The 26,113-nt window shown below is 59.9% G+C and carries 23 protein-coding genes and 2 tRNA genes; 18 read left to right on the top strand and 7 right to left on the bottom strand.

Annotated elements, in window-relative coordinates; translation table 11 throughout:
• The first annotated feature begins 9 nt into the window (after positions 1-9).
• Both IB246_RS15105 and IB246_RS15110 read left to right on the top strand, forming a co-directional pair.
• Positions 10-1,128, top strand: coding sequence for a succinylglutamate desuccinylase/aspartoacylase family protein (locus tag IB246_RS15105; RefSeq protein WP_008039262.1), 1,119 nt, complete (start codon positions 10-12; stop codon positions 1,126-1,128).
• Between the two features lie 13 nt (positions 1,129-1,141).
• The gene (locus tag IB246_RS15110) at positions 1,142-1,906 is read left to right on the top strand and encodes an ABC transporter ATP-binding protein (RefSeq protein ID WP_008030062.1); all 765 of its coding nucleotides are present in this window, start codon (positions 1,142-1,144) and stop codon (positions 1,904-1,906) included.
• A gap of 131 nt (positions 1,907-2,037) precedes the next feature.
• Here the strand turns inward: IB246_RS15110 and IB246_RS15115 are convergent, their stop codons facing one another.
• Positions 2,038-2,247, bottom strand: a complete 210-nt coding sequence (locus IB246_RS15115; RefSeq protein WP_008030060.1) for a hypothetical protein — start codon at positions 2,245-2,247, stop codon at positions 2,038-2,040.
• A 107-nt stretch (positions 2,248-2,354) separates the two neighbouring features.
• Entirely contained in the window at positions 2,355-2,921 is a 567-nt protein-coding gene (gene dcd, locus IB246_RS15120) for a dCTP deaminase (protein ID WP_008030058.1), read from the bottom strand.
• A 353-nt stretch (positions 2,922-3,274) separates the two neighbouring features.
• On the opposite strand from dcd, the gene IB246_RS15125 reads away from it, so the two are divergent.
• Positions 3,275-3,484 carry a cold-shock protein gene (locus tag IB246_RS15125; RefSeq protein ID WP_002554837.1) on the top strand — a complete coding sequence of 70 codons (210 nt, stop codon included), beginning with the start codon at positions 3,275-3,277 and terminating at the stop codon, positions 3,482-3,484.
• 227 nt (positions 3,485-3,711) lie between these two features.
• On the opposite strand, the gene IB246_RS15130 is transcribed toward IB246_RS15125, so the two are convergent.
• Positions 3,712-4,719 (bottom strand): DUF481 domain-containing protein, encoded by a 1,008-nt coding sequence (locus IB246_RS15130; protein WP_008039264.1) that lies wholly within the window; start codon positions 4,717-4,719, stop codon positions 3,712-3,714.
• A gap of 258 nt (positions 4,720-4,977) precedes the next feature.
• On the opposite strand from IB246_RS15130, the gene IB246_RS15135 reads away from it, so the two are divergent.
• The 4 genes from IB246_RS15135 to IB246_RS15150 all read left to right on the top strand — a co-directional run bounded on the left by IB246_RS15135 (position 4,978) and on the right by IB246_RS15150 (position 9,751).
• Positions 4,978-5,331 (top strand): MGMT family protein, encoded by a 354-nt coding sequence (locus tag IB246_RS15135; protein WP_008039267.1) that lies wholly within the window; start codon positions 4,978-4,980, stop codon positions 5,329-5,331.
• A 43-nt stretch (positions 5,332-5,374) separates the two neighbouring features.
• Positions 5,375-6,934, top strand: coding sequence for an AmpG family muropeptide MFS transporter (locus IB246_RS15140; RefSeq protein ID WP_008039268.1), 1,560 nt, complete (start codon positions 5,375-5,377; stop codon positions 6,932-6,934).
• 130 nt (positions 6,935-7,064) lie between these two features.
• A complete protein-coding gene (locus IB246_RS15145) occupies positions 7,065-8,780 on the top strand; it encodes a proline--tRNA ligase (protein ID WP_008039270.1) in 1,716 nt (571 codons plus the stop codon).
• A gap of 17 nt (positions 8,781-8,797) precedes the next feature.
• On the top strand, positions 8,798-9,751 hold the full coding sequence (locus tag IB246_RS15150; protein ID WP_008030049.1) for a hypothetical protein: 954 nt from the start codon (positions 8,798-8,800) through the stop codon (positions 9,749-9,751).
• A 102-nt stretch (positions 9,752-9,853) separates the two neighbouring features.
• On the opposite strand, the gene dinB is transcribed toward IB246_RS15150, so the two are convergent.
• Positions 9,854-10,915 (bottom strand): DNA polymerase IV, encoded by a 1,062-nt coding sequence (gene dinB / locus IB246_RS15155; RefSeq protein WP_008039272.1) that lies wholly within the window; start codon positions 10,913-10,915, stop codon positions 9,854-9,856.
• Positions 10,916-11,216: 301 nt separating this feature from the next.
• On the opposite strand from dinB, the gene IB246_RS15160 reads away from it, so the two are divergent.
• The 4 genes from IB246_RS15160 to IB246_RS15175 all read left to right on the top strand — a co-directional run bounded on the left by IB246_RS15160 (position 11,217) and on the right by IB246_RS15175 (position 15,980).
• Positions 11,217-11,293, top strand: a tRNA-Met gene (locus IB246_RS15160).
• Between the two features lie 394 nt (positions 11,294-11,687).
• Positions 11,688-11,764 (top strand) — tRNA-Met (locus IB246_RS15165).
• A 278-nt stretch (positions 11,765-12,042) separates the two neighbouring features.
• Positions 12,043-14,685 carry a bifunctional lysylphosphatidylglycerol flippase/synthetase MprF gene (gene mprF, locus IB246_RS15170; protein ID WP_008030043.1) on the top strand — a complete coding sequence of 881 codons (2,643 nt, stop codon included), beginning with the start codon at positions 12,043-12,045 and terminating at the stop codon, positions 14,683-14,685.
• Positions 14,685-15,980 carry a virulence factor family protein gene (locus IB246_RS15175; protein ID WP_008030041.1) on the top strand — a complete coding sequence of 432 codons (1,296 nt, stop codon included), beginning with the start codon at positions 14,685-14,687 and terminating at the stop codon, positions 15,978-15,980. Before mprF ends, IB246_RS15175 begins: the two co-directional genes overlap by 1 nt.
• 468 nt (positions 15,981-16,448) lie before the next feature.
• Here IB246_RS15175 and IB246_RS15180 read toward each other — a convergent pair whose 3' ends face one another.
• On the bottom strand, positions 16,449-16,739 hold the full coding sequence (locus tag IB246_RS15180; RefSeq protein WP_008039275.1) for a hypothetical protein: 291 nt from the start codon (positions 16,737-16,739) through the stop codon (positions 16,449-16,451).
• Positions 16,740-17,165: 426 nt separating this feature from the next.
• Between IB246_RS15180 and IB246_RS15185 the strand changes: the two genes are divergently transcribed.
• Complete coding sequence (locus IB246_RS15185) at positions 17,166-17,474, top strand: DUF3077 domain-containing protein (RefSeq protein WP_008039277.1); 309 nt, start codon at positions 17,166-17,168, stop codon at positions 17,472-17,474.
• Between the two features lie 236 nt (positions 17,475-17,710).
• Here IB246_RS15185 and IB246_RS15190 read toward each other — a convergent pair whose 3' ends face one another.
• A complete protein-coding gene (locus IB246_RS15190; RefSeq protein ID WP_008030040.1) occupies positions 17,711-19,612 on the bottom strand; it encodes a potassium transporter Kup in 1,902 nt (633 codons plus the stop codon).
• Between the two features lie 287 nt (positions 19,613-19,899).
• Here IB246_RS15190 and rimO point away from each other — a divergent pair, with 287 nt between their 5' ends.
• The 6 genes from rimO to tsaA all read left to right on the top strand — a co-directional run bounded on the left by rimO (position 19,900) and on the right by tsaA (position 25,134).
• Entirely contained in the window at positions 19,900-21,237 is a 1,338-nt protein-coding gene (gene rimO, locus IB246_RS15195) for a 30S ribosomal protein S12 methylthiotransferase RimO (RefSeq protein ID WP_008030039.1), read from the top strand.
• A gap of 113 nt (positions 21,238-21,350) precedes the next feature.
• Complete coding sequence (locus tag IB246_RS15200; protein ID WP_008039278.1) at positions 21,351-21,824, top strand: GNAT family N-acetyltransferase; 474 nt, start codon at positions 21,351-21,353, stop codon at positions 21,822-21,824.
• A gap of 188 nt (positions 21,825-22,012) precedes the next feature.
• The gene (locus IB246_RS15205) at positions 22,013-22,723 is read left to right on the top strand and encodes an rRNA pseudouridine synthase (protein ID WP_008039279.1); all 711 of its coding nucleotides are present in this window, start codon (positions 22,013-22,015) and stop codon (positions 22,721-22,723) included.
• A gap of 75 nt (positions 22,724-22,798) precedes the next feature.
• On the top strand, positions 22,799-23,269 hold the full coding sequence (locus tag IB246_RS15210; RefSeq protein ID WP_008030033.1) for a DUF1456 family protein: 471 nt from the start codon (positions 22,799-22,801) through the stop codon (positions 23,267-23,269).
• Between the two features lie 209 nt (positions 23,270-23,478).
• Positions 23,479-24,249, top strand: coding sequence for an SDR family oxidoreductase (locus tag IB246_RS15215; RefSeq protein ID WP_008039280.1), 771 nt, complete (start codon positions 23,479-23,481; stop codon positions 24,247-24,249).
• Between the two features lie 186 nt (positions 24,250-24,435).
• Positions 24,436-25,134, top strand: a complete 699-nt coding sequence (gene tsaA / locus IB246_RS15220; protein ID WP_008039281.1) for a tRNA (N6-threonylcarbamoyladenosine(37)-N6)-methyltransferase TrmO — start codon at positions 24,436-24,438, stop codon at positions 25,132-25,134.
• Positions 25,135-25,317: 183 nt separating this feature from the next.
• Here the strand turns inward: tsaA and fpr are convergent, their stop codons facing one another.
• Positions 25,318-26,097, bottom strand: a complete 780-nt coding sequence (gene fpr / locus IB246_RS15225; protein ID WP_003443014.1) for a ferredoxin-NADP reductase — start codon at positions 26,095-26,097, stop codon at positions 25,318-25,320.
• Positions 26,098-26,113 lie beyond the last annotated feature (16 nt).

The raw sequence follows: 26,113 nt of genomic DNA on the forward strand, positions 1-26,113 counted from the left end.
TTTTCGCACATGCGCCACCAGATACATGACTTGCTGGCCCCGCTGCCGGGGACCGCACGACAGATTCACAGCTTCCACTTCGGCCCGACGTCGGCCCAGGGCAAGATCTACATCCAGGCGTCCCTGCACGCCGATGAAATGCCCGGCATGCTGGTCGCCTGGCACCTCAAACAACGCTTGGCGGAGCTTGAAGCCGCCGGCCACCTGCGCAGCGAAATCGTACTGGTGCCGATTGCCAACCCGGTCGGCCTCGAACAAGTGCTGATGGATGTACCGCTGGGCCGCTACGAGCTCGAAAGCGGGCAGAACTTCAACCGCTGGTTCGTCGACTTGAGCGAGGAAGTCGGCAATGAGATCGAAGGCCAGCTCGGCGACGATCCGCAGCGCAACCTCGAACTGATCCGCAACAGCCTGCGCCAGGCTCTGGCGCGACAGACTGCCAGCACTCAACTGCAATCCCAGCGCCTGATCCTGCAACGACTGGCCTGTGACGCGGACATGGTGCTGGACCTGCATTGCGATTTCGAAGCGGTCGCGCACCTCTACACCACGCCCGAGGCCTGGCCACAGGTCGAGCCGCTGGCCCGCTACATCGGTGCCGAAGCGAGTCTGCTGGCCACCGATTCCGGCGGTCAGTCGTTCGACGAATGTTTCACCCTGCTCTGGTGGCAGTTGAAAGAGCGCTTCGGCGAACACTTCGACATTCCGCTCGGCAGCTTCTCGGTCACCGTCGAATTGCGTGGCCAGGGCGACGTCAATCACCCGTTGGCCAGCCTCGACTGCCAGGCGTTGATCGATTACCTGATTCACTTCGGCGCGATTGCCGGCGAATCGGCGCCACTGCCGGAGCTGCCGTATCCCGCCACGCCGCTGGCGGCCGTCGAACCGGTGGCCACGCCCGTGGGCGGTTTGCTGGTGTTCACCGCGCTGCCGGGGGAATACCTGGAGGCCGGGCAACTGATCGCCGAAATCGTCGACCCGATCAACGATCTCGTCACCCCCGTTCACTGCACTGTCGCCGGGCTGATGTACGCCCGCTCGCTACGGCGCATGGCCACTGCCGGCATGGTGATCGCCCACGTCGCGGGCACCGAAGCCTATCGCAGCGGCTACCTACTTTCGCCTTGAGGATGCATGCCCCATGTACAAACTGACCATCGAAGGCCTGCATAAAAGCTATGGCGATCATCATGTGCTCAAAGGCGTTTCACTCAAGGCCAACACCGGCGACGTCATCAGCCTGATCGGCGCCAGCGGCTCGGGCAAAAGTACCTTCCTGCGCTGCATCAACTTTCTCGAACAGCCCAACGACGGCGCCATGAGCCTGGACGGCCAGAACATCCGCATGATCAAGGATCGCCACGGCATGCACGTGGCCGACGCCGATGAACTGCAACGGATCCGCACCCGCCTGGCCATGGTGTTCCAGCACTTCAACCTGTGGAGCCACATGACCGTGCTGGAAAACATCACCATGGCTCCGCGCCGGGTGCTGGGTTGCAGCAAGCAGGAAGCCGAGGACCGCGCACGTCGTTACCTCGACAAGGTTGGCCTGGCCGCACGCGTGGCGGACCAGTACCCGGCGTTTCTTTCCGGGGGCCAGCAACAACGGGTCGCCATTGCCCGTGCATTGGCCATGGAGCCGGAAGTCATGCTGTTCGACGAACCGACCTCGGCGCTCGACCCGGAGCTGGTGGGTGAAGTGCTCCGAGTGATCCAGGGCCTCGCCGAAGAAGGCCGGACCATGATCATGGTGACCCACGAAATGAGCTTCGCCCGCAAAGTGTCGAGTCAGGTGCTGTTTCTGCACCAGGGCCTGGTCGAGGAAGAAGGTGCGCCGGAAGACGTACTGGGCAATCCGAAGAGTGAGCGGCTGAAGCAGTTCCTCAGCGGCAATCTCAAGTAACACGCAGCCTTTGTAGGAGCGAAGCTTGCTCGCGAAAGCGGTGGGTCAGGGAAGAAAGATGTCGGCTGACCCACCGTCTTCGCGAGCAAGCTTCGCTCCTACCAATACAAGCCATTCATTCGCGTGGCTGATCACACAACCGGCGCGGGAGGCGGCTCATCCGGCAGGGTCGGCTCACCAGGTTCGGAGGGTTGTTCGTTGGGGGTATCGGGATCAGGCTGGCCGGGGATGCCCCCCGCCATGCTGATAGGCGGATGTGCCAGCAACGACCAGGCCAAAACGCCAACCTGATTGGGCTCAAGCCTTGCCAGTTCGGCACTTATACGCGGGTCGATCTTCATATAGCACTCCTGAGCGATGGCCCGATCCGCCTTGCGCAGATCGGAGCAGTACACCCCATAGAGTGTACGCTCGCCCAGGAATTCCCACGGTTTGTCAGACGGTTGACTCAGGTGCGTGGCAGCGTCACGCCGCGTTGGCCCTGATACTTGCCGCCACGGTCCTTGTAGGACACTTCGCACTCTTCGTCGGACTCAAGGAACAGCATCTGCGCCACGCCTTCGTTGGCGTAGATCTTCGCCGGCAGGTTGGTGGTGTTCGAGAATTCCAGGGTCACGTGACCCTCCCACTCAGGCTCAAGCGGGGTGACGTTGACGATGATGCCGCAGCGGGCATAGGTGCTTTTGCCCAGGCAAATGGTCAATACGTTGCGCGGAATACGGAAGTATTCGACGGTGCTGGCCAGGGCGAAGGAGTTCGGCGGGATGATGCAGACGTCGCTGTGGATATCGACGAAGCTGCCGGCATCGAAGTTTTTCGGGTCGACGATGGCCGAATTGATGTTGGTGAACACTTTGAAGTGATTGGTGCAGCGAACGTCGTAGCCGTAACTCGACACGCCGTAGGAGATCACTCGGCTATCGTCGCTGCCGCGCACCTGGCGCTCGACGAACGGTTCGATCATGCCCTGCTCTTGCGCCATGCGGCGAATCCACTTGTCCGATTTGATGCTCATGGCGGGTGTCCTGAATAGCGAGGTGGAAAAAATCTGTCCGGCATCTTACCGGGGCGCGCCGCCGGTTCAAAGTCCGGGGCACAATTCTTGGCGATCCCCCTTAAATTCCGGACCTCGACGGCAATACAATGCACCGTCAGTCACGAAAACAGAGAAACCTTCGCCGGAAGCATTGGCACGTTCCGGAAAAAGGGTTAAGGTGGCGCCACTGTGCTGCTTGTGTCACTGAGAATCTCTACACGATATGTTGAATTTCGATCCAACCATCTACAAGAATTTTTCCTGCTCTTTGCACTCAGTCTCGGCCAGGGTTCTTCCTGAGTCGCAGTTATCTTTGTTCAAGGAGTTACACCATGTCTAATCGCCAAACTGGTACCGTTAAGTGGTTCAACGATGAAAAAGGCTTCGGCTTCATCACTCCACAATCCGGTGACGACCTGTTCGTTCACTTCAAAGCTATCCAATCCGACGGCTTCAAAAGCCTGAAAGAAGGCCAACAGGTTTCTTTCATCGCTACCCGCGGTCAGAAAGGCATGCAAGCTGAAGAAGTTCAAGTTATCTAACTTGTACTTGCTTTAGTAAAAGGCCCCGCCCTTAAAAGCGGGGCTTTTTTGTGGGCGGGTGTTTTGTAGTGATCCAAACGCTATGGACAGTACTGACGCCTTCGCGGGCAAGTCGGATCGCCGCACCGCTCGCTCCTACAGGTTTTGCGTCGGTATCGGAAATCGCGACCTGACGCAAAACCTGTAGGAGCGAGCGGTGCGGCGATCCGACTTGCCCGCGAATGGTTTTACCAGGCCACACCAAACCCTGCGGTGTAGCGGGTCTTGTCCAGATCGGCATCGTCTGTACCGCTGATGATGTCTCGCTCGGCCTTCAGGTTAAGCGACGCCCACTCGGTCACTTTGTAGCGCAAGCCCATTTCGGCATCGAGCGCATAATCCGCCACACCCGACAACGGCTTGCCCACTTCGCCATTGGTGAAGAACTCCACCTTCTTGCCGATCAGGTAGCGGTTGTAATCCCACTTCATCGCCAGGGAATAGAAGTTGTCCTTGCTGCCGTCGGAGAACTGGTAGTCCGTGTGGTTGAACAGCGAGCCGAGCGAGAATGCGCCTAGCTCGTCATCCCAGAACTGGTAACCCGGACCGGTGCCGACTGTGCGCTGACGGGAGAGTTCTTCAACCTTGTCGCGCTTGTAAACTGCACGGCCCTGCCAGAACCACTTCTCGGTCAGGAAGCGGTCGAGCGAGTACTCGCCCCGCCAGTTATCAGTGGTGACCACGTCATCCTGGAATTCACGGTTGTACTCGCCTTCGGCGATATGCCGCCATCTGCCATGGCGCGCAGTGGTCTTGAAGTCGACATCGTAGTCGTCGGTGTCCTTTTCCGCCCGCTGGTAATCCAGCGCCGCATCGATATTGCCTTTCCAGACCAAATCTTCGACCACCGGCTTGGGCTTGAGAATCTGCTGGATGCTCGCCAGCTCGACGGTCTTTGGTGCCTCGCCGTTTTCCAGCGTCACCTTGCCGTCGTCCGCCGCGTGCAGCGACTTGGCCTTCTCGCCGCTGTAGGCATCCTGCTTGACCAGCAACTCCTGATCGCTCTCCAGGGTTTTGACCTGCTTCCAGTCGATTGGAACCGAACCGGCGTATTCGGTCTGGATCACCAGCTTGCCGCCGTCAAACAGAGTGATCTTGCCACTCAGCTTGTCACCGTTCTTTAACCACACGGTATCGGCGAGCAAGGGCGTGGAAGCACTCAGGACAGCGAGGCACAACAGGGTTCTGGACACCATAAGCAAAGACAGGCTCAAATTTGCGAAAAAAGTCGGCATTATCCATAGGAATAAGGCCCTAACAAGGACTGACCCGCCCATCTCTATTGAGTTCATTTCTCAATTACTGATCGAGGATTTACCCTACAGACGGTCAGCCACTGTAGGTGCGAGCCTGCTCGCGATAAACTCAAGATCGACGCATTTCCCCAGACAGCTCGCGTTATCGTTAACGACCATCGCCGGCAAGCCGGCCTCGCTCCTACAGGGATCCCGGATGTGACCGACGCCGATGCAGAAACCGAAAGCCCTGCGCAAATCCGACGCACGGCGCTGTACCTCACTCTGGCGCAGGTGCCCGAGGGCAAAGTCGTGAGTTATGGTCAACTTGCCGAACTCGCGGGACTGGGTCGCGCCGCGCGCTGGGTCGGTCGTACGCTCAGCCAGTTGCCCGGCGACACCAAACTGCCCTGGCACCGGGTGCTCGGTGCCGGCGGTCGGATCAGCCTGCCCGTGGGCAGTCCTTCAGGGGACGAGCAACGCGCACGATTGCGCTCCGAAGGCATCAGTGTCCTGAACAATCGTGTTGATATTCAGCGCCATGGCTGGCGCCCGGTAGAGCACAGCGGTTAGAGTGCGCGCTTTGTTTCCGTAATCTTGAGGCAGACTTCAGCCCATGCCCCGTAAAACCTGGCGCGCCGCGCTCGCCGCCTATGCCAGCCCATCGACACTTGTGCTGTTGTTGCTTGGTTTCGCCGCCGGCCTGCCCTACATGCTGGTGTTTTCGACACTGTCAGTCTGGTTGCGTGAAGCCGGTGTGGCTCGCGAAACCATTGGCTATGCAAGCCTGATCGGTCTGGCCTACGCCTTTAAATGGGTCTGGTCACCGTTGCTGGACCAATGGCGCCTGCCATTTCTCGGCAAGCTCGGTCGCCGTCGCTCGTGGCTGGTACTTTCCCAGGCACTGGTAATCCTCGGCTTGATCGGGATGGGTTTCTGCGACCCGCAAAAACACCTGTCCTGGCTGATCGCCATTGCTGTAGTCGTGGCCTTCGCCTCGGCGACGCAAGACATCGCGGTCGATGCCTATCGCCTGGAAATCGCCGAAGACAGCCGCCAGGCTGCCCTGGCCGCCAGCTACATGTCCGGCTATCGGATCGCGGCACTGCTGGCCACTGCCGGCGCCCTGTTCTTCGCCGAAGGTTTTGGCTCCACCGGTTTCAACTACAAGCATTCCGCATGGGCCGGCACTTACCTGCTGTTCGGCGCACTGATGGTTCCGGCGCTGCTGACCTCTTTCTTCATGCGCGAACCGCCGGTGCCATTGCGCACGCAACTGCAGGCCGGGCGCTACAGCTTCGTGCATCAACTGGCCTCGGTGTTCGTACTGATCGTGCTGCTGGTTTCCGTGCCGGCCATGTTCACCCAGCTCTACAACACCGACTTCGCCAGCGTGCTGTTTGACGGCGTCAGCCTGCTCGACCTGCTGCTCCAGGACCGCGCATTCCTGCGGGCGATCCTCTACACCTCGCTCACCGCGATGTGCCTGTCGGCCATAGGTCGTCGTGGCCTGGCGCCGGTGCTGACACCGGTCAACGACTTCATTCTGCGTTACCGCTGGCAAGCGCTGCTGCTGCTCGGGCTGATCGCCACGTATCGGATGTCGGATACGGTGATGGGCGTGATGGCCAACGTGTTCTATATCGACCAGGGCTTCACCAAGGATCAGATTGCCAGCGTCAGCAAAATTTTCGGCCTGATCATGACGCTGGTCGGCGCCGGCATGGGTGGCCTGCTGATCGTGCGTTTCGGCATCCTGCCGATCCTGTTCATCGGCGGCGTGGCGTCAGCGGGCACCAACTTGCTGTTCCTGATGCTCGCCGACATGGGCGCCAACCTGAACATGCTGATCCTGACCATTTCCCTGGACAACTTCAGCTCGGGCCTGGCGACCTCCGCATTCGTCGCCTACCTGTCGAGCCTGACCAACCTCAAGTTCTCCGCCACCCAATACGCCCTGCTCAGCTCGATCATGCTCCTGCTGCCGCGCCTGATCGGTGGCTATTCCGGGGTCATGGTGGAAAAATTCGGCTACCATGATTTCTTCCTGATCACCGCGCTGCTGGGCGTTCCGACGCTGGTGTTGATCGCCTTGCACTGGTTCCAGGAGAGCCGCCGCGAAGGCCCAACCCCAAAGCCTGAGCCGGTTCCAGCCCAGGTCGCGGAAGAATCGTAGGAAGCATCGCAAAGGGCGTGGAGATTCCCGCCCTCCTGCCACACCACCGACCGCGCGCCTGTACGCCAGCAGATCTCGCCCGTACAATGCTCCGTCATTTCTCGTCATCAGCAACCGACAACGGCCAACCATGCGCACCAGTCAATTTTTGCTCGCCACACAGAAAGAAACGCCTTCCGACGCGGTCGTCATCAGCCATCAGCTGATGCTGCGCGCCGGCATGATCCGCAAACTCGCCTCGGGCCTGTACACCTGGCTGCCGATGGGCTTGCGAGTAATGCGCAAGGTCGAAGCCATCGTTCGTGAAGAAATGAACGCCGCAGGCTCTCTTGAAGTGTTGATGCCGAGTACACAACCGGCTGAGCTGTGGCAGGAATCCGGTCGCTGGGAAGAATACGGCCCTGAATTGCTGCGCTTCAAGGATCGCCACGGTCGCGACTTCTGCGCCGGCCCGACCCACGAAGAAGTGATCACCGACCTGATGCGCAACGAGTTGAGCAGTTACAAGCAGCTGCCGATCAACCTGTATCAGATCCAGACCAAATTCCGTGACGAAATCCGCCCACGCTTCGGTTTGATGCGCGGCCGCGAATTCATCATGAAGGACGCCTATTCGTTCCACGCTGACCAGGCTTCGCTGCAGGTTACCTACGACCGCATGCACCAGGCGTACTGCAACGTGTTCACCCGCCTGGGCCTGAAGTTCCGCCCTGTCGAAGCCGATAACGGCTCCATCGGCGGCGCCGGCTCCCACGAATTCCACGTACTGGCCGAATCCGGCGAAGACGATATCGTCTTCAGCAACGGTTCCGACTACGCCGCGAACATCGAAAAAGCCGAAGCGGTACCGCGTGAAACCTCCCGCGCCGCGCCGACTGAAGAGATGCGCCTGGTCGACACGCCAGATACCAAGACCATCGCCGCGCTGGTGGAAAAATTCAATCTGCCGATTGAAAAGACCATCAAGACCCTCGTGGTTCACGCTGAAGAGAAAGGCAAGCTGATTGCCCTGATCATCCGTGGCGACCACGAGCTGAACGAAATCAAGGCCGCCAACCAGCCTGGCGTTGCCAGCCCGCTGGTCATGGCGTCCGAAAGCGAACTGCGCGACGCCATTGGCGCCGGCGCCGGTTCCCTCGGCCCGTTGAACCTGCCGCTGCCGATCATCATCGACCGTTCCGTCGAGCTGATGAGCGACTTCGGTATCGGTGCAAACATCGACGACAAGCACTACTTCGGCGTGAACTGGGAGCGTGACCTGCCGGTTCCGACCGTTGCCGACCTGCGTAACGTCGTGGCCGGCGATCCGAGCCCGGACGGCAAAGGCACCCTGGAAATCAAGCGCGGCATCGAAGTCGGGCACATCTTCCAGCTGGGCAACAAGTACAGCAAAGCGATGAAGTGCGAAGTGCTGGGCGAGAACGGCAAGCCGGTCACCCTGGAAATGGGTTGCTACGGCATCGGCGTTTCCCGCGTGGTAGCTGCGGCCATCGAGCAGAACAACGACGCCAACGGGATCATCTGGAGCGACACACTGGCGCCATTCCAGATCGCGCTGGTGCCGCTGCGCTACGAAACCGAACAGGTTCGCGAAGCGACCGACAAGCTGTACGCCGAGTTGACTGCGGCCGGCTTCGAAGTGCTGCTGGACGATCGCGACAAGAAAACCAGCCCGGGCATCAAGTTCGCGGACATGGAGCTGATCGGCATTCCTCACCGGATCGTGGTCAGTGACCGCGGCCTCGCCGAAGGCAATCTGGAATACAAGAGCCGCACCGAGCCCGAGGCGCAAGCGCTGCCGGTCGCTGACGTGCTGTCCTTCCTCCAGGCCCGTATCCGCCGCTGACACCAGATAGAGAAGTCATGTTCAAGCGAAACACCTTAGGCCTCGGTGGTGCCGCCCTGTGCGGCACCCTGCTGGTCAGCGGCTGCGCCAATCACATGTCGCAACGCAGCGAGCACGAGGCTCGTGTCGAGCGCAAATTGCTCGATCACAGCCTGCAGATCGATGTCGGTGAGCCCAAGGTGCTTGAGCTGCCGCAACGTCGGGTGAAGATCCACGAGCAGAAGACCTTCGAAGTCACCGAGTTCGAAGTCACCCGTCATTACGATCGCTACACGCCTTACCAACCCTGGCGGGAGGTCTACGAGATCCCGTTGGGCGCGGTGGCCGTGGTGGCCGGTGTCGGCGCGAACGTGGTCAACGTGTTCGCCCTCGGCAACCTGCCGGATAGCGTGACCAAGGACTGGTTCAGCTACGGTTTCGCCGGGCTCAACCCGTTCATGAACGCGCCGTCCCACGGTCGGGCGCAGCAGAACCTCGCCGGTATCGACGAAGTCCAGCTCGACAAGCGCACCGAATACTCGAGCCTGCCCTGGAGCGAGCGCCCGGTGGAGGTCAAGGCCGGCAAGGAAACGTTCGAGCTGAGCACCGACAAAAACGGTGTGTTGCGCCTGAACCTGCTGGACAGTCCGTTCGCCGAACATGACATCAATCACCTGAGTCGCCTGCTGATCAAGGTCGAAGATAGTCAGGACGATGTGCACACGGATTCGACCCTGGCGGTCAGCAGCTCGTTGCGCGGCAAGTTGCTCGAAGCCCACGGGCTGATTTACGACGATCTTGAAGACGACGAAGTGAGCCAGTGGGTACACCGGGTCAAGCGCCTGTCGGAACTGGGTCTGGAAGAAGAAGCCAGTGAGCTTGAACAGAGTTTGATTGAGCTGACGCGTAACGATCCTGAGTTGCAGACCGAATTCCTCAAGTCGTTGACCAAGGATGCCGGGCGGCTCGTCGCGGATCCGGGACCGAACTAAAAGCAAAAGCTTCGCGGGCAAGCCTCGCTCCTACAGGTATTGCGTGCACCCCTGTAGGAGCGAGGCTTGCCCGCGAAGAGGCCCTGATAGTCACCGCAAAAACTACCGCTCAAACAACTCCATCTGCTCAAACCCTCCGCGCAAATCCTCCAGCCTCACCCCGACCCCCAACAACCGCACCGGTTTCCCGCCGCGATTGAACGCCTGGGTCAGCAGCAACTGATAACTCCCCAGATCCCGCCCTGCCCCGGACTGCTCCAGCGTGGTCTGGGTAAAGTCATGGAATTTCACTTTGACGAACGGTTTGCCCGGCCGATAGCTGTTGTCGATTCGCGCCATGCGGCCCGCCAGGGTTTCCAGCAACTCGGGTAACTTATCCAGACAGCTCACCAGATCCGGCAGATCCACGTCATAGGTGTTTTCGACACTGATCGATTGCCGCCGGCTGTCGTTGTGCACCAACCGATCATCGATCCCACGGGCCAGACTCCACAATCGCTCGCCAAAACTGCCGAATTCACGCACCAGCGCCAACTTGTCCCATTCGCGCAAATGCGAGCAATCGACAATACCGAGCCTGCCCAGTTTGTCGGCAGTCACTTTGCCAACGCCATGGAGCTTGCTGACGGGCAAACCGCTGACGAAATCCTCGACCTGATCCGGCGTTATGACAAACAAGCCATTGGGCTTCTTCCAGTCGCTGGCAATCTTGGCCAGGAATTTGTTCGGCGCCACGCCGGCCGAGACAGTGATGTGCAACTGATTGGACACCCGACGACGGATGTCCTGGGCAATTCGCGTGGCGCTGCCGCCGAAGTGCGCACTGTCCGACACGTCGAGGTAAGCCTCATCGAGGGAAAGCGGCTCGATCAGGTCGGTGTAATCGCGAAAGATCGTGTGAATTTCCTTCGAGGCTTCCCGATAGGCTTCCATGCGCGGCTTGACGATGGTCAGGTCAGGGCACAACTTCAAGGCGTGCCCCGACGACATCGCCGAACGCACGCCATACGCCCGCGCTTCATAGTTACAGGTGGCAATTACCCCGCGCCGATCCGCCGAACCGCCCACCGCCAGGGGTTTTCCGGCGAGGCGCGGGTCGTCGCGCATCTCGATGGCAGCGTAGAAGCAGTCACAATCGACGTGGATGATTTTTCGCTGGCTCATATAAAAGCGGTGTTCATGGCGTAGAATTGGAGTCAAGGCGTGCCGGATCTGCAGTATCTCACCGACACCTGTATATAGCACCAGTAGTCTGAATGTTCTTACCCAATGGTAGGAAAAGTTACAGATGAATTTATTTTCTCAATCGAAAGAGCCCATGCGATAGAGCTGCAAGCCTTGCCAGGCCTGACTCACAGCCGATCACACCGCCCTCTATCAGAGCTAAGCGATTGAACCAGAACAGGTTTTATCTGGATTGAAGGTTGACAGCCCGGCGATCCTCTGTAGAATGCCGACACACAGACGCGGGATGGAGCAGTCTGGTAGCTCGTCGGGCTCATAACCCGAAGGTCGTCGGTTCAAATCCGGCTCCCGCAACCAAACATCAAAAAAGGCTACTCGAAAGAGTGGCCTTTTTTGTGCGCGCGTGTTTTGCCATGCGATTCGATTTCAATTCATGCACGCCTTCCTGTAGGAGCCGGCTTGTCTGCGGGCGGCGCTCCGACGATGGTCGTTAACGATAACGCGTGCTGCCTGAATCAACGCGGCGCACTCGAGTCCATCGCCAGCAAGCCGGCTCCTACAGGTAATGCGCATCGGTTCGTCCCCCAACATTCCGTGAGAAATTTGTTTTTTGACAGCACGGAGAAATCGTTCTGATTCCGAAACTTAACGCTCCCCTGCGACCGTTCGCCGCTTATTTACGCTTATTTGACCCGGCGCCGGATTAACGGTTGACACACCGGCGTATCTCTATAGAATGCCGCCACACAGACGCGGGATGGAGCAGTCTGGTAGCTCGTCGGGCTCATAACCCGAAGGTCGTCGGTTCAAATCCGGCTCCCGCAACCAAACATCAAAAAAGGCTACTCGAAAGAGTGGCCTTTTTTGTATCTGTTGAAAAAGTCCTTTCGCAACAATGACCTGTCACTGTGTAGGGAAGCGTTCGGGATCACCTGAGTTCTGAGTTCAGACTATGCTGAATCGCAGACAGAACCCCCTACGACGGATGACATGCCATCGCCGCTGATCGGCGAGAGGCGTTAATATTTGTGATTATTTTTTTCTACAGGGATTGGTAACTTGGCTGGATACCCCCATCCTGTCGCGCACAATCCAAGAGGTGATTGATGCGCGCCAACTCGTCTGATTCACAAGACACCGTCACAGCGACACAACCGATCAAGGCCGAGCGTCTGCGCTTGCTTGATCTGGTCAGCAAGTACCGTCAGCCCATTGGCCTGGCGGTCACCCTGCTGTTGTTCGCTATCGCGCTGATTGCCTGTCGCCACCTGCTGAGCGAACTCGATCTGTACGCTCTGCACGACTCCATTCTAGACGTACCGAAACCGGCACTGCTCGGCGCATTGGCCGCAACCGTGGTCGGCTTCATCATCTTGCTTGGCTACGAATGGTCGGCCAGCCGCTATGCCGGCGTGACCCTGGCGCCGCGGCTTCTTGCCCTGGGCGGGTTCACGGCATTTGCCATCGGTAATGCCATTGGCCTGTCGATGCTGTCGGGAGGCTCGGTTCGCTACCGTTTATATGCGCGTCATGGCCTGGGGGCTTCCGATGTCGCGCACATGACGCTGTTCGCCAGCCTCTCGCTCGGCTGCGCCCTGCCCCCGCTGGCCGCCCTCGCCACGCTCAGCAACCTGCCTGCCGCCTCTGCCGCCCTGGGCCTCTCTCAGATGCTGCTGGGTGCGATTGCCGCCGCTGTATTGCTGTTGTTTACCGTATTGGCCGTCGGCATCTATCGCCGGCGCCTGCCAGAGCAGCCTTATGCAGACAACCTGCTGGTCAAGGTCGGTCGTCGCACCTTGCGCCTTCCGGGCCGTCGCCTGACGTTCCTGCAACTGGTCATTACCGCCCTCGACGTAGCCGCCGCCGCGACCGTGCTGTATCTGTTGCTGCCGGAAGCACCGCCCTTCGGTGCATTCCTGCTGGTGTACCTGCTGGCGTTGGCCGCTGGTGTGCTCAGCCATGTTCCCGGTGGCGTCGGCGTATTCGAGGCCATTCTGCTGGCCGCCTTCGCCGACAAGCTTGGCGCCGCACCACTGGCGGCGGCCCTGTTGCTCTATCGCCTGATCTACGTGGTGCTGCCGCTGCTGGTCGCGTGCTTGCTGCTGTTGGTCAATGAAGGCCAGCGTTTGTTTCAAACGCGTCAATCCTTGCGTGCAGCCTCCGGCCTGGCCGCGCCGATTCTGGCGGTGCTGGTGTTTCTGTCCGGCGTGGTGCTGCTGTTCTCCGGCGTGACCCCGGAAATCGATACGCGCCTGGAACACATCGGTTTCCTGATTCCTCATCGACTGGTCGACGCTTCGCACTTCGGCGCCAGCCTGGTCGGCGTGCTTTGCCTGCTGCTGGCCCAAGGCCTGCGTCGACGCCTGTCCGCCGCGTGGATGCTGACCACCATTCTGTTGCTGGTCGGCGCCGTGCTTTCGCTGCTCAAGGGTTTCGACTGGGAAGAAGCCTGCCTGATGACCCTGACCGCGAGCCTGCTGGGGGTTTTCCGGCGCTCGTTCTATCGCCCGAGCCGCCTGACCGAACTGCCGTTTTCGCCGCTGTATCTGGTGTCGAGCCTTTGCGTACTCGGTGCGTCGATCTGGCTGCTGTTGTTCGCTTATCAGGACGTTCCCTACAGCCATCAACTTTGGTGGCAGTTCACCCTCGACGCCGACGCCCCGCGCGGCTTGCGCTCGCTGCTCGGCGCCGCCGTGCTGCTGGTGGTGGTGTCCCTGACCTGGCTGCTGCGCACCGCACGCCCGGTGATCCACTTGCCCACGCCGGACGAACTGGACCGCGCGGTAAAAATCCTGATGGCTTCCGCACAACCGGACGGTGGCCTCGCCCTGACCGGTGACAAGGCGCTGCTGTTTCACCCTAACGATGAAGCGTTCCTGATGTACGCCCGCCGTGGACGCAGCCTGGTGGCCTTGTATGACCCGATCGGCCCGACCCAGCAACGGGCGGAAATGATCTGGCAGTTCCGCGACCTCTGTGACATCCACCACGCCCGCCCCGTGTTCTACCAAGTACGCGCCGAGAACCTGCCGTACTACATGGACATCGGCCTGACTGCGATCAAACTCGGCGAAGAAGCCCGGGTCGATCTGCAGCGCTTTGATCTCGAAGCCAAGGGCAAAGAGATGAAAGACCTGCGCTACACCTGGAACCGTGGCACCCGTGATGGCCTGTCGCTGGAGATCCATGAGCCAGGGCATGCGCCGATGGATGAGCTCAAGGTGATTTCCGATGCCTGGCTGACCGGCAAGAACGTGCGCGAGAAAGGCTTCTCCCTCGGTCGTTTCGGTGATGACTACCTCAAGCATTTCCGCATCGCTGTCATCCGTTTCGAAGGGCGCCCGGTGGCGTTCGCCAATTTGCTCGAGACTTTCGGCCATGACCTGGCCAGCCTCGACCTGATGCGCGCACACCCGGATGCCCCCAAACTGACCATGGAATTCATGATGGTCGGCCTGATTCAACATTATAAAAATCATGGATACGCGCGTTTCAGCCTGGGCATGGTGCCGCTGTCGGGGTTGCAACCCCGTCGTGGCGCACCACTGACCCAGCGTCTGGGCTCGATGGTTTTCCGCCGTGGTGAGCAGCTGTACAACTTCCAAGGCTTGCGCCGCTTCAAAGACAAGTTCCAGCCTGACTGGGAACCCCGTTATATGGCTGTGCCCGCCGGACTTGATCCGCTGGTTGCCCTGGCCGACACTGCTGCCCTGATTGCGGGCGGCTTGACTGGATTGGTGAAACGCTGATGATTCAACGCTCCTTGCGGTACGTACTGGGCACACTGGTAGTGCTGGCCCTGATTCTCGGTGGCGGTTACTGGTACCTCAAACGCCCGGCGCCAGAGCCGACGCTCGAACGGCTGACACCGGCCGACGGCGCCGCGATGACCCGCGTCATCCCCGGCAACACGCCGCGCGCCCAGGTGCTGGTGGCGGTCAATGACGACCAGAAGCTCAGCGACAAACAATTGATGACCCTGAGCCGCAGCGGCTCGGCGCAGATCGTTCAGGTGATCCTGCCCAAGGACTGCCTGTTGCAAAGCCGCGCCCTGCAATCCGGCCTGAGAGAACTCAAAGGCCCGGCGACGCTGGTCAGCGGCATCGGCCCTGGCGCCGTGCTGGCATGGCGCTGGTTGTCCGAGCAGAAGGACGACAAGTCCCAGGCCGTTTCGGTGGACCTGGCCCTGGAAAAACCTGGCTGCACCCACCTGCTGCCGAAAAGCGCTGCTCACGGTCACTGGCTGGTGGCGTGGAACGACAACCCGGACGACACCAGCGCCGGCTTCGTGCGCGACCAACCCAACGCCGAAACCAGCATCAGCGACTACGACATCAACCTGCCGCAAGTGCTGAACAACGAACTGCGCAAGCTCCTCGTCGGTGGCGACAAAGCCGCTGGCGGCCTGCAGATTCCAGTGGTTGAAGTCCCGGCCGGCCAGGCCAAGGACACCGTCACCCTGTTCCTTTCCGGTGACGGCGGCTGGCGCGACCTCGACCGCGACGTAGCGGGCGAAATGGCCAAGATCGGCTACCCGGTCGTCGGCATCGACACCCTGCGCTACTACTGGCAGCACAAGAGCCCGGAGCAAAGCGCCCTGGACCTCGCTGAACTGATGCAGCACTACCGGCAGAAATGGGGCACCAAGCGCTTCATCCTGACGGGCTACTCGTTCGGCGCCGACGTCCTGCCGGCGATCTACAACCGCCTGGAAGCCTCGGAACAGCAACGCGTCGACGCAATCATCCTGCTGGCCTTCGCCCGCACCGGCAGCTTCGAAATCGAAGTCGAAGGCTGGCTCGGCAACGCCGGCAAAGAAGCCGCCACCGGCCCGGAAATGGCCAAGCTGCCACCGGAGAAAGTGGTGTGCATCTTCGGTGAAGAAGAAATCGACGAAAGTGGCTGCACCGACAAAACCGCCGTAGGCGAAGCCATCAAACTGCCCGGCGGCCACCACTTCGACGAGAACTACCCGAAACTGGCCCAACGGTTGGTGGATGTGATCGAGAAGCGCCAGGCGAAGGAGACGGCGGCTCAGGAATGACCTGAACCCGCCCACAAAAAGCCCCCGCTGCCTTACGGTAGCGGGGGCTTTTTTATGGTTCTTCACGGATTACCGGGAAACACAGAACCTGTAGGAGCCAGCTTGCTGGCGATGGTCGTTAACGATTACGCGTACGGACTGGTTCACCGCGGTGCACTTGAGTCCATCGCCAGCAAGCTGGCTCCTACAATGGACCGTGTAAACGTTGAAAATGAATTGCTCTTCAAGTCAAAGAAAGTCCCCAAAAAAGGTTCGTACAGACATGAAGCACTAACGGCTAGAAGGATTTTATGGCGTGCAGGCTGGCCAGTTTGAACAATGCAAAATGTCTTGACTCTCCACGATGCTGAAAACCCAAGTGTCCACATTCCATAAAACGTGGACACTTGTCTCAATGAAAATATCGAGTCGTCAATATCAATCGATACTTGTCGGAAGCTTCTTAGAAACACGCCACCCCCTGTTGCTTCAGCCTTTCCTGGCGTGCCGTCCCCGCATATCGTCGTGGTCGATTGCGCTGGTCTCATCAAAGCCGGTCAGGCGTTCCAGAACAGCTACTTCAATCCGAAGGTCATCCAGCTCGTCGAGCATTTCTTGATACGCCTCAACGTTGATGATGACCGCTGCCGGTTGATTGTCTTTGAAAATAACCAGGCGCTCGATGGCTCGAGTGGAGATTTCAGTGAGCCTGGTACTGAAGTCCTTGACCATCGCGACCACTGATATTGCCTGTTCAGCACGTTCTAGTAACGCCATCATGTTTTTCCCCCGACACTCATTTAATTTTTTGCGCCCATGTCCTCGGCTCGTAGAATCACTTGCGGCGTTTAGTTTTTGTTTGTTTCAGATGGCGCGATATCGGATGACGCCCGCAGACCTTGTAGGCAAACTCCGAATCGTGTTTTTTGGGCACTTTGATGCCTTGTTGCGCTTTTCTTTGACGGGATAGTCTCCGGACGTCGCTGACCATTCAGCGATCGGGCTTGGAAACCCGTCGAGCGTAGGCAACAACGTGCCCAACATGACCGCAGACATTTACGGCTGCAATTCTGTGTCATGGCGGTTGTGCGTGGGACGTCTTCGGACGTGCCGGTTTCCTAGGCTCCCGGTTTTCCAACCTGCGCACAGCTGCCACCCATTCGCTTGGAAACGAACGTGGCGGCTCCTCAGTTTAGGAGATACACCATGAGCAAAACAGATTCACCAGCCCCCTCAGAACTAAAAACCATCGGCCTCACCCCCGTCCTCTACTGCTCAAACCAACCCCTATTCCATGTCACGCGAGACGTTCCCCTCAGCGATGCGTTAGCCATGGCCTCCGATTTCCTGTACCTGGCCAAGGAGCTGACCAAAGATGCTGCCTACGCCCGAGACACCGACCGACACGCTTGGGCCGCGCATTATTTGACGGCGATGAGCAAGGCAGTGGTTGATGATGCAGTGAAGGTGCTGGAGCGGCCGGTTTGGACAAAGACCGAATCTAAAAAACAATGACCTGAGCGCAACTAAAAACGACGGGCCACACTCACAAAAAAGCCAGCAACACGGTCCCTGTAGGAGCAAGCTTGCTCGCGATAGCGGTCTGTCAGGCAACATTAATGGTGCATGTCAGTCCGCCATCGCGAGCAGGCTCGCTCCCACAGGGGATCGTTGTTAGCCAGCGTCAGGCGTCGGGCAATAAAAAGCCCCCGCTGCCTTCACGGCAACGGGGGCTTTTTGATGTCGCGGGATTACATCTCGACCTGCGTCCCCAACTCAATCACCCGGTTCAGCGGCAGATTAAAGAACCGCAAATTGCCATTCGCATTCTTCAACATGAACGCAAACAACGCCTCGCGCCAGCGCGCCATTCCCTCAAGCTTCGAGGCGATGACCGTCTCGCGACTGAGGAAGTAGGTGGTGCGCATCGGGCTGAAGTCGAGGTCATCGAGATGGCACAGCTTCAGCGCTTGCGGCACGTCCGGCTCGTCGATAAAGCCAAAGTGCAGGATCACCCGGAAGAACCCTTCGCCGTGGGATTCCACCTCGAAGCGCCGTGTCGTCGGTACTCGCGGGATGTCTTCGTACACCACCGTCAGCAGCACCACTTGCTCGTGCAGCACCTGGTTATGCAGCAAGTTGTGCAACAACGCGTGGGGTACGGCGTCTGGCCGCGCGGTGAGGAACACGGCGGTGCCCTGGACGCGATGCGGCGGTTGCACGGCGATACTGCTGATGAAAATCGGCAGCGGTAGCCCGCCTTCGTCCATGCGCTCCACCAACAGTTGTTTGCCGCGCTTCCAGGTAGTCATCAGCACGAACAGCGCAATACCGGCGATCACCGGGAAGGCCCCGCCCTGTACGATTTTCGGCACGTTGGCGGCGAAGTACACGCCATCGACCAGCAAAAATCCCAACAGGACCGGCACCGCAAGGACCGGTGGCCATTTCCATAGCAGCAGTATCACTGCCGACACCAGAATGCTGGTCATCAGCATGGTCCCGGTCACCGCAACTCCGTAAGCCGAGGCCAGGGCGCCGGAAGATTCGAAACCCAGCACCAGCAGCACCACGCCGACCATCAGCGCCCAGTTCACCGCACCGATGTAGATCTGGCCTTGCTCGGCGCTGGAGGTGTGCTGGATGTGCATGCGCGGAATGTAGCCGAGCTGGATCGCCTGGCGGGTCAGGGAGAACGCGCCGGAAATCACCGCTTGCGAAGCAATCACCGTGGCCAGGGTCGACAGGCCGACCAGGGGAATCAACGCCCAGCTTGGCGCCAACAGATAAAACGGGTTGCGCGCCGCTTCCGGGTCACCGAGCAGCAAGGCGCCCTGGCCGAAGTAGTTCAGCACCAGCGCCGGCAGCACGAGGATGAACCAGGCGCGGGCAATCGGCTTGCGCCCGAAGTGGCCCATGTCGGCGTACAGCGCTTCGGCGCCGGTCAACGCCAGCACCACTGCACCGAGGATCGCCACGCCCATGCCCGGGTGAACGATGAAGAAGCGCACGCCCCAGACCGGGTTCATCGCTTGCAACACTTCCGGATGCTGCATGATGCCGTAGACGCCCAGTGCGCCCAGCACCAGGAACCAGGTGACCATGATCGGCCCGAACAGGATGCCGATTCGCGCGGTGCCGTGGCTCTGGATCAAAAACAGCGCCACCAGCACGATCAACGACAGCGGCACCACCCAATGGTCGATGCCTTCGAAGGCCAGCCCGAGACCTTCAATCGCCGAAAGCACGGAGATCGCCGGAGTGATCATGCTGTCGCCATAGAACAGCGCCGCGCCGATCAGCCCGCAGACCACCAGCAACGTGCGCAACTTCTTGTGCCCCGCCGCTGCCCGCCGCGCCAGCGCGGTCAACGCCATGATCCCGCCTTCGCCCTGGTTGTCGGCGCGCAGGACAAACATCATGTACTTGATCGAGACGACCCAGATCAGCGACCAGAAGATCAGCGCCAGGATGCCCAACACGCCGTCATGGTTGACCGGTACGCCGTAACCACCGGAAAACACTTCTTTGAGGGTGTACAGCGGGCTCGTGCCGATATCGCCGTAAACCACCCCGACCGCCGCGACCAGCATACCGATCGGCTTCGCCGCCGAATGCTCGGCACCCGCCGCCTGACTACTTGCCTGACCCATCCAACACTCCTACTACCCAGACCGGACTTCTTGGAAGAAGCACTATGCTTTGTCACGCAGCATGCGCTGTTTTACATGACGTTACAGACGTTTTGTTGACTGTAAAAAATCGGTAACGCGTAACGGCGCGAAGCATAGCGCAGCACTCGTCGTATTTCCCTCCATAAAGCTGGTCAAGTGCGTCTCTCATCGCTAGAATTGCGCACTTTTTGATCAGAGGCGCAACAAGCGCCCGTCTGTCGCCTTGCCGTCTTCGGCTGGAGGCGTCACAAATACCGAGGTTAGACATGTCCACCACTCCTGCGCCGGCCAATCCAAAGGTTGGCTTCGTATCCCTGGGTTGCCCCAAAGCACTGGTCGACTCCGAGCGCATCCTTACCCAGCTGCGCATGGAAGGTTATGACGTTGTGTCCACTTATCAGGACGCCGATGTCGTGGTGGTCAACACCTGCGGTTTCATCGACTCGGCCAAGGCAGAATCTTTGGAAGTGATCGGCGAAGCCATCAAGGAAAACGGCAAGGTCATCGTGACCGGCTGCATGGGCGTCGAAGAAGGCAACATCCGCAACGTGCACCCGAGCGTGCTGGCCGTGACCGGTCCGCAGCAGTACGAGCAAGTGGTCAACGCCGTGCACGATGTCGTGCCGCCGCGTCAGGATCACAACCCGCTGATCGACCTGGTGCCGCCGCAAGGCATCAAGCTGACCCCGCGCCACTACGCGTACCTGAAAATTTCCGAAGGCTGCAACCACAGCTGCAGCTTCTGCATCATCCCGTCGATGCGCGGCAAGCTGGTCAGCCGTCCGGTCGGTGACGTGCTCGACGAGGCCCAGCGCCTGGTCAAAGCCGGCGTCAAAGAGCTGTTGGTGATCTCGCAAGACACCAGCGCCTACGGCGTCGACGTGAAATACCGCACCGGTTTCTGGAACGGCGCGCCGGTGAAAACCCGCATGACCGAACTCTGCGAAGCCCTGAGCACCCTCGGCGTCTGGGTTCGCTTGCACTACGTTTACCCGTACCCGCACGTCGACGAGCTGATCCCGCTGATGGCCGCCGGCAAGATCCTGCCGTACCTGGACATCCCGTTCCAGCACGCCAGCCCGAAAGTCCTGAAATCGATGAAACGCCCGGCGTTCGAAGACAAGACCCTGGCGCGCATCAAGAACTGGCGCGAGATCTGCCCGGACCTGATCATCCGTTCGACCTTCATCGTCGGCTTCCCGGGCGAAACCGAAGAAGACTTCCAGTACCTGCTGAACTGGCTGACCGAAGCCCAGCTCGACCGCGTCGGCTGCTTCCAGTACTCGCCGGTCGAAGGCGCACCGGCCAACGACCTGGACCTGGACATCGTCCCGGACGACGTCAAGCAAGACCGTTGGGACCGCTTCATGGCGCACCAGCAAGCCATCAGCTCGGCGCGCCTGCAAATGCGCGTCGGCCGTGAAATCGAAGTGCTGGTCGATGAAGTCGACGAGCAAGGCGCGGTTGGCCGTTGCTTCTTCGACGCCCCGGAAATCGACGGCAACGTGTTCATCGACAACGGCAGCAACCTGAAACCGGGCGACAAAGTCTGGTGCAAGGTTACCGACGCCGACGAATACGACTTGTGGGCTGAACAGATCTAAACGCAAAAAATACGCAAAGCCCTGCTCTCTTGACGAGATGCGGGGCTTTTTTACGTCTATCGTTTTGTGGGAGAAAGGACTCGCGCCATCCACTGCAAAAGGGGCATTCGGCCATGCGCCAACATTCGGTCATCCACACGCCGAAACAGAGCGACTACCAGGAACTGACTCAGGTCTGGGAAGACTCGGTGCGCGCCACCCATGACTTTCTGCCGGACAGCTACATCGAACTGCTGAAGAATCTGGTGCTGACGCGCTACCTCGACGCGGTGATGCTGATCTGCACCAAAGACTCGCGCCAGCGCATCACCGGGTTCGCCGGCGTGGCAGCGGGCAAAGTTGAAATGCTCTTCATCGACCCGGCCCACCGTGGCCAGGGCCTGGGCAAGCAGTTGCTGCGTTATGCCATGGAACACCTGAACGCCGATGAACTGGACGTCAATGAACAGAACCCGCAGGCGCTGGGGTTCTACTTCAAACAGGGCTTCGAGGTGATCGGCCGCACCGAGCATGACGGCATGGGGCAGCCTTATCCGTTGTTGCATATGCGGCTGCGCCAAACCCGGCAACAGTCGAGCAACGGCTGACCTGTGTAGGAGCCGGCTTGCTGCGGGCGGCGCTCCGACGATGGCATCACCTCGGTACAAATGACACACCGCATCGCCTGCATCGCCAGCAAGCCGGCTCCTACAAAAAGCCCAACGGTGAAATGGAGCCGGGATTAACCGGCGCCCAGCAGGTACAATGCCCACCCCTTTTTTGTTACGGCCCTGTCATGACTGACCCGATACGTCTCTCCAAACGCCTCATCGAACTCGTCGGCTGTTCCCGTCGGGAGGCTGAGCTGTTCATCGAGGGCGGCTGGGTCACCGTGGACGGCGAAGTCATCGACGAGCCGCAGTTCAAGGTCGACACCCAGAAAGTCGAGCTCGACCCGCAGGCCCAGGCCACCGCGCCAGAGCCGGTGACCATCCTGTTCAACGTGCCGGCAGGCATGGACGCGGACACGGCCATGGCCACCCTCAGCGCCGAAACCCTGAGCGAAGAACATCGCTTCAGCAAACGTCCGCTCAAGGGCCATTTCCAGCGTCTGACCGCCAGCACCGACCTGCAGGCCAACGCCAGCGGTCTGCTGGTGTTCACCCAGGACTGGAAGATCCTGCGCAAACTCACCGCCGACTCCGCGAAAATCGAGCAAGAGTATGTGGTCGAGGTTGAAGGCGAGATGGTGGCTCACGGCCTCAACCGCCTGAACCATGGCCTCACCTACAAGGGCAAGGAACTGCCGCCGGTCAAGGCCAGCTGGCAGAACGAAAACCGCCTGCGTTTTGCGATGAAGAACCCACAACCGGGCGTGATTGCCCTGTTCTGCCAGGCCGTCGGCCTGAAGGTCGTCGCCATCCGCCGCATCCGCATCGGCGGCGTGTCCATCGGCAAAGTGCCGTTGGGCCAATGGCGCTACCTGTCCGGCAAAGAGAAGTTCTAAGACTTTTCACGCCGCCACACATTCTGGCGCCGCGGCTTATGCGGCGCCCACTGCCGACTATCAGGATTGCACACCATGATTCATAACGACGTACTGCGCAGCGTGCGCTACATGCTCGACATCAGCGACAAGAAAGTCATCGAGATCATCAAGCTCGGCGGCATGGACGTGTCCCTGGAAGCCCTGCTGACCTACCTCGACAAGAAAGAAGAGGACGAGGAAGGCTTCGTACGCTGCCCGGACGAGGTCATGGCGCATTTCCTCGACGGCCTGGTGATCTTCAAGCGCGGCAAGGACGAAAGCCGTCCGCCGCAGCCAATCGAAGTGCCGGTGACCAACAACATCATCCTGAAAAAACTGCGCGTGGCCTTCGAGCTGAAAGAAGACGACATGCACGCGATCCTCAAGGCCGCCGAGTTCCCGGTGTCCAAGCCTGAGCTGAGCGCGCTGTTCCGCAAGTTCGGCCACACCAATTATCGCCCGTGCGGCGACCAGTTGCTGCGCAACTTCCTCAAGGGCCTGACCCTGCGCGTTCGCCCGCAGTAACCCCCACAGACCTTGGGCCACCACCGCCCCCTGTAGGAGCCAGCTTGCTGGCGATGGCGATTTTGAGGACGCCATCGCCGGCAAGCCGGCTCCTACAGGGGTGGCAGTAGCCGAAGGCTCTATAGACCTTCATTCCGCGCAAAAATAGTGGCTCCGCTTCCAGCGGCTGACGACTAGGGTGTATGCACCCTCAGCTCTCAGGATTCGCCATGCACCCGTACTTTTCCCTGCAAGGCCGCACCGCTCTGGTGACCGGCGGCACCCGTGGTATCGGCAAAATGATCGCCAAGGCCTATGTCGAGGCCGGCGCCACCGTGTACGTCTGCGCGCGCGATGCCGAAGCGTGTCAGCAAACGGCTGACGAGTTGAGCGCCTTCGGAACGTGCCACGCGGTGGCCGCCAACCTGGCCACTGAAGAAGGTGTGCTGCAACTGGTCACGGGGTTGGCCGAGCAGATCACCCATCTGGATATCCTGGTGAACAACGCCGGCACCACCTGGGGTGCGCCGCTGGAAAGCTACCCGGTCAAGGGCTGGGAAAAGGTCATGCAGCTCAACGTGACATCGGTGTTCAACTGCATCCAGCAATTCTTGCCGCTGCTGCGCAAGGCCGGGTCAGAAGCCAATCCGGCGCGGATCATCAACATCGGCTCGGTGGCGGGGATTTCTTCCTTCGGCGAACAGGCTTATGCCTACGGGCCGAGCAAGGCTGCCCTGCATCAATTGTCGCGGATTCTGGCGCGGGAACTGGTGAGCCAGCACATCAACGTCAATGTGATCGCACCGGGGCGCTTTCCAAGCAAGATGACCCAGCACATCGGGAACGATGAGCAGGCGCTGGCGGAGGATACGGCGTTGATTCCGATGAAGCGCTGGGGTCGGGAGGAAGAGATGGCGGCGTTGGCGATCAGTCTGGCGAGTACGGCGGGGGCTTACATGACCGGGAATATCATTCCTCTAGATGGTGGGTTTAGCCTTTAAATTAGTGGTGCAGCTATCGCGAGCAGGCTCACTCCCACAAGGATTTTCTGTGTCCACAGAATCTGTGGCAGACCGAGATCCACTGTGGGAGTGAGCCTGCTCGCGATGGGGCCGGCACAAGCACCGCTGAATGTAGGTCGATCGGGTTATCATGCCCGCCCTCAATCCTGCTTCGACCCTAAACCAATGACCTACAGCGTTTCCCCCATCGGCTTCGTGCGCTCCTGTTTCAAGGAGAAGTTCGCCATCCCGCGCCAGCCGCAACTGGCGCCTGCCGCTCGCGGCGTGCTGGAACTGGTGGCGCCGTTCGATCAGGGCGACGCAGTGCAGGGTCTGGAGCAGGTCAGCCACGTCTGGCTGCTGTTCCTTTTTCATCAGGCCCTGGAAGAAAAGCCACGCCTGAAAGTCCGCCCACCTCGCCTCGGCGGCAACAAATCCATGGGCGTGTTCGCCACCCGCGCGACGCACCGGCCCAACGGCATCGGCCAATCCGTGGTGAAGCTGGACAAGGTCGAGGCCAATCGCCTGTGGATATCCGGCATCGACTTGCTGGATGGCACACCGATTCTGGACATCAAACCCTACGTGCCTTATGCCGACATCATCGACACGGCGTCCAATAGCATCGCCAGCGCTGCGCCGCAGCTGATTCCCGTGCAGTGGACGGACTCGGCGTTGCAACAGGCGCATGGGCACGCTCAGCGGCTGGAAGAGCCTTTGGTGGAGCTGGTTGAGCAGTGCTTGGCGCAAGATCCGCGGCCGGCTTATCAGACGCCCGCGCCTGAGCGGGAATATGGCGCGCAATTCTGGGATGTGGATGTGCGGTGGCACTATCCGACGCCGGATTCGATCTGCGTCCTTGAGGTCATTCCCGCACAGGTTTAAACGCCAGAAACGAAAAAGCCCGCATGACCTTCTCAGGTCATGCGGGCTTTTCTATGCGCTACGCGATTAATGTAGGAGCCGGCTTGCTGGCGATGGACTGGAACTCAGCGCGTTTATCCTGGGAGAAACGCGTCATCGTTAACGACCATCGCCAGCAAGCCGGCTCCTACAGGTGACCTTCGGTCACTTCTCGACGAACGCACGCTCGATCAGGTAATCACCCGGCTCGCGCATCCGCGGCGAAACTTTCAGGCCGAAGCTGTTCAGCACTTCGCTGGTTTCGTCGAGCATGCTCGGGCTGCCGCACAGCATGGCGCGGTCGTCCTGTGGGTTGATCGGTGGCAGACCGATGTCGCTGAACAGCTTGCCGCTGCGCATCAGGTCGGTCAGGCGACCTTCGTTCTCGAACGGCTCGCGGGTCACGGTCGGGTAGTAGATCAACTTGTCACGCAGGGCCTCGCCGAAGAACTCGTTCTGCGGCAGGTGCTCGGTGATGAATTCGCGGTAAGCGACTTCGTTGACGTAACGTACGCCGTGGCACAGGATCACTTTTTCGAAACGCTCGTAGGTTTCCGGGTCCTGGATGACGCTCATGAACGGCGCCAGACCGGTACCGGTGCTGAGCAGGTACAAATGTTTGCCAGGCTTCAAGTCGTCCAGTACCAGCGTGCCCGTAGGCTTCTTGCTGATGATGATCTCGTCGCCTTCCTTCAGGTGCTGCAACTGGGAAGTCAGCGGGCCATCAGGCACCTTGATGCTGAAGAACTCGAGATGCTCTTCCCAGTTCGGGCTGGCAATCGAGTAAGCGCGCATGAGCGGCCGGCCGTTGGGCTGTTGCAGGCCGATCATCACGAACTGACCGTTCTCGAAGCGCAGGCCCGGATCGCGGGTGCACTTGAAGCTGAACAGAGTGTCGTTCCAGTGGTGAACACTGAGGACACGCTCGTGGTTCATGTTGCTCATGTACGTGGGACTCCTG

Source organism: Pseudomonas sp. PDM01 (assembly GCF_014852325.1).
Lineage (GTDB): Bacteria > Pseudomonadota > Gammaproteobacteria > Pseudomonadales > Pseudomonadaceae > Aquipseudomonas > Aquipseudomonas migulae.